We start from the raw sequence: 12,282 nt of genomic DNA, 5'->3' as shown, positions 1-12,282 counted from the left end.
GCACCGATATAACAGCCTGAATATCAAGCACTTATAATATCGCTTGAAGAACACATAAAAAACGCACCTATAATATACCGCCTTTTACCGGCTAATTAAGCATGTTTCATAACACAAATCAATGTGTTTTGACTTATAAGACAATATGTTTTTGTGTAGAAATAATCATAAATCAATGATAACATCCCTACTAAAAACAGAAAAACCGAACAGAAACTGTCCTATCGGCATTACTTATCGAACAAAAACAAAGCTAGAGCACACGCAATAAAAGTGTTAACGCAAATCCGCCGTAAGTTAATTTTTGCATACAGCAATGTTAACCAGCCTTAAACCCGCTAAAAACGACATTGTTTGATTAAGACACAAAATGCAAATTATATAATACTACCATTTGCCTAAACACAGATTATTATATGCAATAAAAATACTTATTAAGCAATCTGTAATGTTGCAAATTTGCAAATTAAACATTAATTTTGCAATTATGAATACTAGTTTTGACAGCAGCAATAGTCCCTTAGTAAGTTTTATTATTACATGCAGAAACCTGCCTGTAAAACAAATAACTGAATGCCTAGACAGCATCACAGGCCTATCGCTTAGAACACAAGAGAAAGAAATAATCGTTATCGACGACGGTTCTGATGTTTCGATAATTGACTGTTTAGAAAAATATCGCGATGAAATAATATATGTCAGACAGAAAAAGAACGGCGTCAGTTCAGCAAGAAACCTTGGCTTAAGAATGGCCTCTGGTAACTTTATACAATTTATAAATGGTGAAGACAAACTAATCCCTGATGCATACGAACATTGTTTGGATATAGTCAGATATAACGTACCCGATATTGTACTGTTCAACTCTTCCGGTAAAAAGAAGGAAACATCATCTTTTTATATACCGGAGCCTATGGATGGTGCCCACTATATGCGTCACAACAATCTTCATGCCACGGCATGGGGTTATATATTTAACCGAAAAATATTGTTGGACTTACGTTTCAACCCAAGCTTATTGAATACGGATGAAGAATTCACCCCACAACTGTTTCTACGTGCTGAAAAAGTTTACAGCACAGACATTGTCGCCTATTCATACAAGAAACGACCATCTGATTCGATAAAGGATAAAGATCCCCGACTTATACTAAAACGCCTGAATGACATAGAACACATTATATTTCATTTGAAAGAACTATCTGAACAATTGCCAATCGCAGACAGCCAGGCATTACAAAGACGTGTTTCACAACTTACGATTGATTACATCTTCAGCATTATAAGGCTTACACGTTCTTCTAAACAGCTTAGCTCACGCTTGAAACGCCTTGAAGATTGCGGACTGTTCCCATTGCCGGATAAAAGATATAGTCGCAGTTACACTATATTAAGAAAACTGACAAAGAACAGAATGCTGCGGAAATGTTTGTCTTTAGTTCTAAAATAAGATTGGTCTCCATATATTTTTATATCATAAAAGCCCATTGAACGGAAGACTGTAACCAATTGTAAAAGATATATAATAGTTCTTTTCATACAAAAGACATTCAATAACTGAACGTAATAAAGCCGAAAAAGAATATTAAAATATTTCTCTTTCGGCTTTATTGCTAAGATACTAGGCATAAACATTGCCCAATTATCCAAAATTATCATACATTATCGACTCAGGTTCAACTCCTAGACTGTCGAGCATTTTTACTACTGCATTACTCATTGGGCCAGGACCACACATATAATATTCAATATCCTCAGGAGAGTCGACAAACTTAAGATAAGTATCATACATTACCTGATGTACAAATCCTGGCGTATATTTTACACCGGCCTTATCTGCCTCAGGATCCGGTCTATCCAATGCCAGATGGAAATGGAAATTATCAAACTCCTTCTCTAATTCCAAGAAATCATTAAGATAGAACACTTCTGCAAGCGACCTTGCTCCGTAAAAATAATGAAGTTCACGATCTCTAACATTCAAAGTTTTCGTCATATGCATTATCTGTGAACGCAAAGGAGCCATACCAGCTCCACCGCCAACCCAAATCATTTCTTTCTTGCTGTTGAAAATAGGATGGAAATCTCCATAAGGTCCGCTCATTATTACCTTATCACCAGGTTTACGGCTAAAAATATAAGATGACGCTATTCCTGTAGGAACATCCTGAAAGCCGACCTGAGGCCTTGGTTTGAATGGAGGCGTGGCAATACGGACTGTAAGCATGATCCTGTCGCCTTCTGCAGGATAGTTTGCCATTGAATATGCCCTAATTGTTGGTTCTGGATTATTTGCCTTTAGCGAGAATATATTAAACTTCTCCCACATAGGAAGAAATTTTTCCCCTATGCTGTCTTTGTCAATATCCTTGTCATAATCAATACAATCATATGCAGGTATTTTAATTTGAGCATATGATCCTGGAACGAAGTCCATATGCTCGCCTTCAGGAAGGGCAACAATAAATTCTTTAATAAAAGAACTTACGTTTTTGTTGCTGATTACAGTACATTCCCACTCCTTTACGCCCAAAATGCTTTCTGGAACTCTAATCTTTAAATTACCCTTCACCTTGCATTGACATCCAAGTCGCCAATGATCTTTTATTTGCTTACGTGTAAAGTGTGGTTTTTCTGAATCAAGAATTTCTCCACCTCCTTCAAGCACCTGAAGCCTGCATTGTCCGCAGCTTGACTTTCCACCACAGGCAGACGGAAGGTATATACCATTTTCTGTCAGTGTAGACATCAGCGACGCTCCTTGAGGCACCGATATAGTTGTCTTGTCATTTATATTGATACTAACATTGCCGCTTGGCGACAAATAGCGCTTTGCAATCAGCAAAATAGTAACGAGCAAAAGAATTATTATAAGAAATACTGCTATACTCGTAAAAATAAACTGTACCATATTAAATTTATATTTTAAATCCAGAAAAACACATCATTGCCATCGCCATGAGACCTACCGTTATAAATGTAATGCCTAGCCCTTGCAAGGGACGTGGCACATCACAATATTGCATTTTTTTCTCTTATAGCTCCCATAGAAACAATTGCTAAGGTCCAGCCAATTCCGCTACCTGCCGCATATACCACAGCATCTACAACAGAACCGATATACTGAGAATTAGACGGATCAAGATTTATTCGCTGCTGCATAAATAAGGACGCTCCCATAATAGCACAGTTAACAGCTATCAAAGGTAAAAATATTCCTAAAGAAGAATATAAAGATGGTGAGAATCTTTCTACAACCATCTCCACAAGTTGCGTTATTCCGGCTATAACGGCAATAAATAGAATAAAGCTCAAATATGACAAATCAACGCCTTCCGCAAGACAGTCTGGTCCTAATACATAGACCTGCAACAAATAGTCAACAGGTACAGTGATAATAAGAACAAAAGTAACTGCCACACCAAGCCCTAATGAGGTCTTAACATTTTTTGAAACAGCTAGAAACGAACACATTCCAAGAAAGAATGCGAAAATCATATTGTCAACAAATATTGACCTGAAAAATAAACTTATAATGTGATCCATAACAAATATCTTATTCAAAACATTTAATCTTTTTCGGAAAAGAATGCCCTATGTATCCAAATAACACACCCCAGAAGTATCAATGCCATCGCCGGCATTGTCATCATACCGTTATTAATATAACCGGCATCATAGAAACTGTCAGGAATAATCTGTATTCCCAGCAAAGAACCTCTACCAAGAAATTCTCTCACAGCACCGACTATTACCAATATCATCGCATATCCAAGACCATTTGACAAACCGTCTATAAAGCTTGGAATGGGTTTATTTATCATAGCAAAAGCTTCCAGACGTCCCATTAATATACAGTTTGTAATAATAAGACCGACATATACAGACAACTGCACACTTACGTCATATGCCACAGCCTTTAGAATCTGACTTACTATAGTTACTAATGCCGCAACAACTACAAGCTGGACTATAATTCTGATTCGGTTGGGTATTGTATGTCTTATAAGAGATATTATTACATTTGAGAAAGCCGTAATGATTGTTACAGCTAGTCCCATAACTATCGCAGGTTTCAATTGAGAAGTAACAGCCAAGGCTGAACAAATACCAAGGACCTGAACAAGTATAGGATTATCTACACTCAACGGCGTGGTGAAAATCTTTTTATTTTCTTTTGAAATTAACTTTCCCATAACACATTATTTTTTATTTGTCATTAAGAAAACTCATATATTTGCCTAAACAATCCTTTAGCATTAAGTCAACACCATTAGATGTCAATGTCGCTCCAGTTATGCCATCACATTGCGTGTGTTTGTCTTTAACGTCATTCTTTTTTACCACAGAAAGAGCTATACCGGAAACACCATCTTTTGTAAGTTTTTTACCGATAAACTGTTTTTGCCATTCTATATTATCTTTAATTTCTGCACCCAAGCCTGCCGTTTCGCTTTCATGTGTGAAATATGCTCCGAAAACGGTGTTCTTGTCATAATCAATTGCTATATATCCGCTTATCGGTCCCCAAAGGCCCATTCCATATATGGGTATAACATATTTTGTTTCATTATTAATCTTGCAGACATACAAAGCAAGACGCCCAGCTTTGAAATCTGCACTATTTAATTTAAATCCGGCCTGCTCTCCTCCTTTTGTTCCTTTTGTCAAAATCTGATTATCGGAGTTTATAACATCATCACTTTCTACAATACTTTTGTATTGCTCAGCTACCTCATTATCACTAAGCCCACGAATATTAAGTGCTGCCAATATCTGCTTTTTCTTATCTAATGCGACGTTTACGTCTTGTGCAGGCTTCAGATAACTTGAAATAAATGCAAGCAAAAAAGCAACAACAACAACAATTATCGCAGAATAAACGATGGTATAAATATTTGAATTAGTATTCAATATCTTTTTATCTTTTGCCATAATGCTATTAATTTAGATTTTTTGTGAAGTACGCTTAGCTCTCTTTGAAATATTGTGCTGAACGACACAATGATCAATAAGAGGCGCTAACATATTCATTAATAATATGGAGAGCATCATTCCCTCCGGATATCCTGGATTCATAATCCTTATTGCTATTGCAACAACGCCAATAAGAAATCCATAGATATATTTTCCGGTTTCAGTCCTTGCAGATGTAACAGGGTCAGTAGCCATAAACACAGCACCAAAGCAGAAGCCTCCAAGGAACAAATGTTCATACCATGTAATAGATGTCATACCTAATTCTTTAAAGACAAAGGCCATAAATGCCCCACCAAAGAAGACACTTAACATTGTCTTCCAACTTGCGATGCCCGTAAACAATAGTATTAATGCTCCTATGCCTATAGCAATTACGCTTGTTTCACCAATAGAACCAGGAATTAAACCTACAATAAGCTCACGAAGGTCATATCCAATACTCATATTCTGTGCTGTCAGAGCCAAAGGTGTTGCCTGCGTAAATGTATCAGGCAAAACATTACCCAAACCAAATATTGTGTCATTTGCTACCCACACGCTGTCACCACTCATTTCTGTTGGATAAGAGAAAAATAAAAATGCACGTGCTCCCAACGCCACATTAAAGATATTCATACCTGTACCGCCAAAAATCTCCTTCACAAAGATTACAGAAAACGCTACAGCTATAGCCAATATCCACAGCGGGCAATTAATTGGTATAATTAAAGGTATTAATATTCCACTAACAAGATAACCTTCTTGAATTTCTTCTCCTTTCATCTGAGCCCAAATAAACTCGATGCCCAAGCCAACAATATAACTAACAAGAATTTTAGGCAAAACGGCGAGAAATCCATATATGAAGAGATCAAAAAAAGTTGCATCAGCTAACCGGCCAGCAGCCAAATAATTCTGATAACCGACATTATACATACCAAATAATAAAGCGGGCAGCAATGCTATCACGACAATGCTCATAATACGCTTTGAATCAATAGCGTCATGTATATTTGTCCCCGTCTTTGATGTGGAATTTGGAACATATAAAAATGTTTCTATACCTTCAAAAACACTACGAAAACAATGGAGCTTTCCATCATCCTCAAATAAAGGCTTTATTTTATCTAAATAATTTCTCAACATATTAAGTAATATTTAAGCATTCTCTTTACGCAACATATCCAACCCTCTTCTCACTATATCTTGAAGTTCCAGTTTTGAAGAATCAACAAATTCAGGCAAAGCAAAATCTTCAGGAGAGACTTCGTATATACCCAATGCCTCCATTTTGTCAATATCTCCAACAATTATTGCTTTTATAAGATATTCACCTAAAATATCCATGGGCAATACGCTGTCATACTCTCCACTCATTATCATATTTCTTCTGCCACCTTTTACTCTCGCATCTAATGCATATTCTTTATTCTTCGTCAACCAGCTAAAATAGCTTCTATTAACAGAATAGTCCTTGAAACGCGGCATAATCCATCCAAACAGTTCATTTGTTTCATCACCTTCAGGAATCACAGTCAGTTCTGAAGCATGAGCATCTACAAAATCATTTAAAGAACACTTACGTCCTGTAAGTACATTTCCATTAATAATTCTGACATTTCTTTCGTGTGAAATTTTATCTTTCAATAAAGTTTCTATCTTCTGCCCTACCAAAACATCAGCATAACAAGGCTCATGCACTTCACTTCCAACAATAGCTATTGTGTGATGTAAGTCCACTTTACCTTTATTAAATAATCTTCCAATATAAATGACAGTAGTAGGATCTACGGTCCAAACAACATCTCCCTTATTCACAGGATTAATATGATTTATCTGAACGCCTACATTACCTGCCGGGCACGGACCATCAAATATGTTTACCTCAACATCCTTTACACGGCGCAAACTTTCAGAACACTGATTACGTCCAATGCCTAAATATGTCTTAGATATCCTTGATAAAGCAGTCAAACCCGTTTGAAAATCTATTTCATTACCTATCAGTTCATACTCAAAATCACAAGCAAGGGGTTTATCGCGTAATGCGCTAATAAATATTCCTTTTGGCAAAACATCTGGATTTGTAGATATCGCATAAGGTAATTGATTTATATAACCGAAAAGCCCAGCACGCAGCAATGAATCGATTATTTCTTTCGAAGAGACATCATTAACATTTCTTACTCCAAAATCAACGTATTCCTGATTTTCGTCCAAACTAATAACAACCTGTAAAACCTTTCTTCTTTCACCTCGTACAATTGAAGAAACATTTCCACTGACAGGAGAAGAAAAACCCACTGATGGGAATTGCTTATTGACAAATAAGATTTCACCTGCTTTTACATGTTCACCTTCTTTTACAACAACTTTAGGCTGTATTCCGGGAAAAGAATCCGGGCAAAGCGCAACTTCTTTGCCAATATTGATTTTCATTTTTACTTTCTCGGCCTTGCCTTTAAGGTGAATGTCTAATCCTTTACGTAATTTAATAACTTTTGTCATAGTGTCAGTTAAAAGAACTGGATATTTTAATTTATTATGGCGCAAATCTACATAAAATCAACGTAAAAAACGAACAAAATTTAAGAAAAGTGTATTATTTACATGCGCAATAACTAATCTAAATAAATCAAAAATTAAAGTTTGTGCTATCCAAACAAATTAATCATACTCATAATACATCCAATGTAAATGTTGTTTATACCATTTTCCATATTTTATTCGTTTATTACAATGAATTCATGTATTTTTGTAGGAAATTTCGAAATGGCTATACCACTTTTGCCTTTAAACATTCATTAAAGCATAACGAATATTGAAAACATTAAAGCATATTGTTAATGGGATATTATGGACTGCAATAATTGGATATTGGTCTATAATCATATTTATTCATATACCGTTTATACAAAATTGGTTCGGTACACGCATAAGTAATGCCCTATCAACAAAACTCAACACACATGTAAGCATTGGAAATGTTGACTTAGGTTTTCTAAATAGAATAATTATCGATGACGTTGAAATATATGATCAGACATCAAAAAAAATGATTTCAGCATCACGCCTTGCAGCAAAAATAGATTATTATCAACTAATTAAAAACGGATGTATATACATATCTTCTGCACAGATATTTGGATTTGACGGGAACTTTTACAAAAAGACTAACACTTCAAAACCAAATTACCAATTCGTATTAGACTCACTTTCATCTAAAGATAAAAATAAAAAATCAAATTTAAAGCTAAGTATTAATTCATTAATAATCCGACATGGCGCCATTAGTTATGATATCTATGACGCACCTTATACATCATCACATTTCAATCTCAAACACATCAAATTAAATGACATCAGCGCTCATATTATTATTCCATATTACACACAGGACAGCACCTACATTTCTGTAAAAAAACTTATCCTTTAAAGAGTCTTCAGGCTTAGACCTGAGAAAGTTATCGTTTGATTTCTCTTTCAATAAGAAGTGCGCTAAGCTTCATAATTTCAACTTATCTTTACCTAACTCCAAAATTGAATCTGAATCACTATCTTTAGTTTACAAAACAATTAACGGCAAAATCGACAATAAGACCATCGCTTATTCAGGAGCCATAAATATCAATAGAATTAATTTTTCTGACCTAAAATGCTTTCTGCCTAGGATTAAACATAACATCACGCCTTTATCATTAAAAACCACATTTACAGGAACTTACAATAGTATTAACATAGAAAGCTTTAATCTGCATTCTATAGATAAAGGATTGGTCTTTATTGGTAATGGCAAGCTAAAAAAAGATAAAAACGGTTTCATTTGGAATGCTAATATCAGAAAGATAGAAAGTTCTGCTGAATGGATTGCACATACTATCAAAGAAATAAATCCAAGTATAAAAATACCTGATTTTATAAATAGTATAGGTAAAATCTACTATACCGGCAACACTAATGGACATGATAAATATATATCGATTAATGGTAATTTAAAAACTGACATAGGAAATATTTTAGTCAAATTAAGCAAAAATGTTAACGACATTTATGCCAATATTGATACAGATAATATTAATTTGGGCAAATTGTTTCCCAATAAGCATCTTGGGCAAATCTCATCAAAAATAACAGTTAAATGCAATAACATATCAAAAACAAATAAAAACATATATATTGATGGCATTTTTCCAATATTTGAATATAATAATTACCAATACAAGAATATACTTGTAAAAGGATTATATGACAAAAATATATTTGATGGCCTTTTCAAACTGGATGACCCCAATGGACAAATAAACATTGAAGGCAGACTATCAACAGATATATCAAAAGAAACATCCATAATTGCATCTGTCAGAAATTTGAATTTGTCAAAACTTAATATTACAAATAAATGGAAAGATACAAAATTCAATTTTGATATAAACTCAAACATAACTTATAATCATCAAAATATAAATCCGTTTAATGGTAATTTAGCCATAAAAGATTTCACAATGGTTTCCCCATCTGATTTATATACAATCAAAACAATAAGCTTAAATGCTTGTAAAGATTCCATGTCACTGCAAAGCGATTTTGGGAATATCGCTATAAATGGCCAATATAATATTAGCACATTAGCTAAAAGTATAAACAATTTGCTCCATGACAAATTACCGACAATGTTTACGGAGCAGCCTAATGTAGGCAATAAATTTCAAATTAAAGCAAATATATCTAATTCTGAATGGGTTAATAAATTTTTCAACGTTCCTTTAGAGTTAAAAGCGCCGATGAACTTAACCGCTACAATCGATGACGAAAAGAAGACATTTTCAATGTATTGTAAAGCGGATAAAATTATATACAAAAATAATCCTTATGAAAATATCTTCATTAATGCCCATACCCCTAACGATACATTATTATTAGAAGGTAAAATTGATAAAATCATGAACAATGGTCAAAAGTTGTCTCTTGATTTAAATTTAAGTACCATTAACGACAAATTATTAACAGAGATTAAATGGAACAACAATCAAAGTAAGCCTTTTTTAGGGTCGCTAAATGCAGAAACGAGATTTATTAAGAATGATGCAGGTAAGCCAGACATCAACGTTGACATCAAGCCTTCAGATATACTTATCAATGATACCACATGGCATGTACAACCTGCAAGCATAAAATACAATAATGGCAATTTAATGATAGATCATTTTTCTATTGAGCATAATAAACAACATATCAAAATATATGGCATGGCAACAAAGGATTTGTCAGATTCAATCGTTGTCGACATGCAAGATGTTGATGTCAATTATGTATTGAATTTGGTAAATTTTCATTCTGTCGACTTTAAAGGCTATTCAACAGGCAAAGCTTTTATAAAATCTGTTTTTTACGATCCTGAGTTATATGCAAATCTAAATATCAGTCAATTCAAATTTCAAGATGGCCGTATGGGAGATTTAGCTGCCCACGTATCATGGAATAAATCAGAAAAACAAATTGATATCAACGCTATAGCTAAAGATAAAGATAATGTAGAAACCAGAATTGAAGGTTATGTTTCTCCTGACAGGAATTATATTGATTTAAACATTGGTGCAAGGAATACAAACATTGAATTTCTTGAAGGCTTTTGTGGATCATTTATGAATAATATTATAGCTAATGCAAACGGAAACGTTAGACTACACGGTCCATTAAACAACATTAATCTAACAGGAAATCTCGTAACAAATGGCAGCATAAGAATAATCCCCTTAAATACAACTTATACGTTAATAAACGACACGATACGATTCCGTCCAGACAATATTATCTTTGCTGCAGACACAATAAGAGACAGAAATGGAAATATTGGTATCGTCAGCGGGGCACTCCACCATAAACATTTAACAAACCTAACATACGATTTAAACATAAGGACTCACAACTTGCTGTGTTATGACACACAAAGTTATTCTAATAATACATTTTACGGTACTGCATACGGCACCGGACTATGTACGATAAAAGGAGGTAACGGAAGAATAGACATAGATATAAATATTACTCCGGAAAAAGGCTCCTTTATAGAATATAATGCCGCAAGTCCTGAAACAATATCAGACCAGCAATTTATTACATGGCATGACAAAACGGCAATCAGCCAAACAGTTAGTAAAGACTCTATAGCCAAAGAGTCTGTCAAGGAAGCAGCAGAGATTGACAAACCTTCTGATTTATATATTAACTTCCTCGTTAATATGAATCCAGATGCGACATTACGCGTATTAATGGACCAGTCAAACTATGACTATATTGCTTTAAACGGAACTGGCAGCATTCGTGCCACATACTTTAACAAAGGCTCATTTAACATGTTTGGTACATACCAAATTGAAAATGGTATATATAAACTTACGATACAAAATATAATTAAGAAAATCTTCCAATTCCAGAATGGTGGCACCATTGTATTCGGAGGCGACCCTTACAATGCATCACTTGACCTTAAGGCCTTATACACCGTAAATAGTGTGCCTCTTTCTGACTTGCAAATCGGCAATAGCTTCTCGAGCAACAACATCAGGGTAGATTGTATCATGAATATTAGCGGTACGCCACAAACACCTCACATCGACTTTGATCTTGACCTGCCAACCGTAAGCAATGAGGCAGAACAGATGGTTCGCACTGTAATTAACAGTGAAGAAGAAATGAATCAGCAAGTTGTATATTTGTTAAGCATTGGACGATTTTATATGCAAGACAACAACAATTCATCAAACCAAGAAAATCAACAGAACCAAACAAGCCTTGCAATGCAGAGTTTGCTGAGCGGAACAATAAGCCAGCAAATAAACTCTCTTTTAGGAAATCTAGTTAAAAACAACAATTGGACATTTGGAGCCAACATTAGCACCGGTGATGAAGGTTTCAACAATGCAGAATATGAAGGCTTATTATCCGGAAGACTATTAAATAACCGCCTGATAATTAACGGACAGTTTGGATATCGCGATAACGCAAATGCTACGACATCGTTTATCGGTGACTTCGATGTGAATTATTTGCTACTTCCAAATGGAAATATATCGCTCAAAGTCTACAATCAAACAAATGATCGATATTTTACTAAATCATCATTAAATACACAGGGAATTGGACTAATCATGAAAAAAGACTTCAACTCACTAATGGAATTATTTGGATTTAAAAGAAAAACAGAAAAAGTATTTTACAAGACAAATAATTATCCATTAAATGGAATCGGACATAAAGCAATTCCCCCCTATTATGTATTTTAAATAAACAGTCCATCTCTTTCCTATATAGAGACGGGCTGTT

The 12,282-nt window shown here is 34.5% G+C and carries 8 protein-coding genes and 1 pseudogene; 3 read left to right on the top strand and 6 right to left on the bottom strand.

Going from position 1 to position 12,282, the window contains the following annotated elements:
• Positions 1-487: 487 nt before the first annotated feature.
• Positions 488-1,450 carry a glycosyltransferase family 2 protein gene (locus ACU52_RS08955; RefSeq protein ID WP_053398590.1) on the top strand — a complete coding sequence of 321 codons (963 nt, stop codon included), beginning with the start codon at positions 488-490 and terminating at the stop codon, positions 1,448-1,450.
• A 192-nt stretch (positions 1,451-1,642) separates the two neighbouring features.
• Here the strand turns inward: ACU52_RS08955 and nqrF are convergent, their stop codons facing one another.
• The 6 genes and pseudogenes from nqrF to ACU52_RS08925 form a co-directional block, all read right to left on the bottom strand.
• On the bottom strand, positions 1,643-2,911 hold the full coding sequence (gene nqrF / locus ACU52_RS08950; RefSeq protein ID WP_053398553.1) for an NADH:ubiquinone reductase (Na(+)-transporting) subunit F: 1,269 nt from the start codon (positions 2,909-2,911) through the stop codon (positions 1,643-1,645).
• Between the two features lie 7 nt (positions 2,912-2,918).
• Positions 2,919-3,546, bottom strand: a pseudogene (nqrE, locus tag ACU52_RS08945) (NADH:ubiquinone reductase (Na(+)-transporting) subunit E).
• 23 nt (positions 3,547-3,569) lie between these two features.
• The gene (locus ACU52_RS08940) at positions 3,570-4,196 is read right to left on the bottom strand and encodes an NADH:ubiquinone reductase (Na(+)-transporting) subunit D (protein WP_021855480.1); all 627 of its coding nucleotides are present in this window, start codon (positions 4,194-4,196) and stop codon (positions 3,570-3,572) included.
• A gap of 13 nt (positions 4,197-4,209) precedes the next feature.
• Positions 4,210-4,935, bottom strand: coding sequence for an NADH:ubiquinone reductase (Na(+)-transporting) subunit C (nqrC, locus tag ACU52_RS08935; protein ID WP_053398552.1), 726 nt, complete (start codon positions 4,933-4,935; stop codon positions 4,210-4,212).
• 12 nt (positions 4,936-4,947) lie between these two features.
• A complete protein-coding gene (locus ACU52_RS08930) occupies positions 4,948-6,105 on the bottom strand; it encodes an NADH:ubiquinone reductase (Na(+)-transporting) subunit B (RefSeq protein WP_053398551.1) in 1,158 nt (385 codons plus the stop codon).
• Positions 6,106-6,117: 12 nt separating this feature from the next.
• Positions 6,118-7,467 carry a Na(+)-translocating NADH-quinone reductase subunit A gene (locus tag ACU52_RS08925; RefSeq protein WP_053398550.1) on the bottom strand — a complete coding sequence of 450 codons (1,350 nt, stop codon included), beginning with the start codon at positions 7,465-7,467 and terminating at the stop codon, positions 6,118-6,120.
• Positions 7,468-7,780: 313 nt separating this feature from the next.
• Between ACU52_RS08925 and ACU52_RS08920 the strand changes: the two genes are divergently transcribed.
• Both ACU52_RS08920 and ACU52_RS08915 read left to right on the top strand, forming a co-directional pair.
• On the top strand, positions 7,781-8,395 hold the full coding sequence (locus tag ACU52_RS08920; protein WP_053398549.1) for an AsmA family protein: 615 nt from the start codon (positions 7,781-7,783) through the stop codon (positions 8,393-8,395).
• A 337-nt stretch (positions 8,396-8,732) separates the two neighbouring features.
• The gene (locus tag ACU52_RS08915; RefSeq protein ID WP_053398548.1) at positions 8,733-12,242 is read left to right on the top strand and encodes a translocation/assembly module TamB domain-containing protein; all 3,510 of its coding nucleotides are present in this window, start codon (positions 8,733-8,735) and stop codon (positions 12,240-12,242) included.
• Positions 12,243-12,282: the final 40 nt, after the last annotated feature.

The organism is Xylanibacter rarus (assembly GCF_001275135.1).
GTDB classification, from domain to species: Bacteria; Bacteroidota; Bacteroidia; order Bacteroidales; family Bacteroidaceae; genus Prevotella; species Prevotella rara.
Note: the sequence above shows the minus strand (reverse complement) of the source record. Positions and strands in the feature narration are given on the sequence as shown.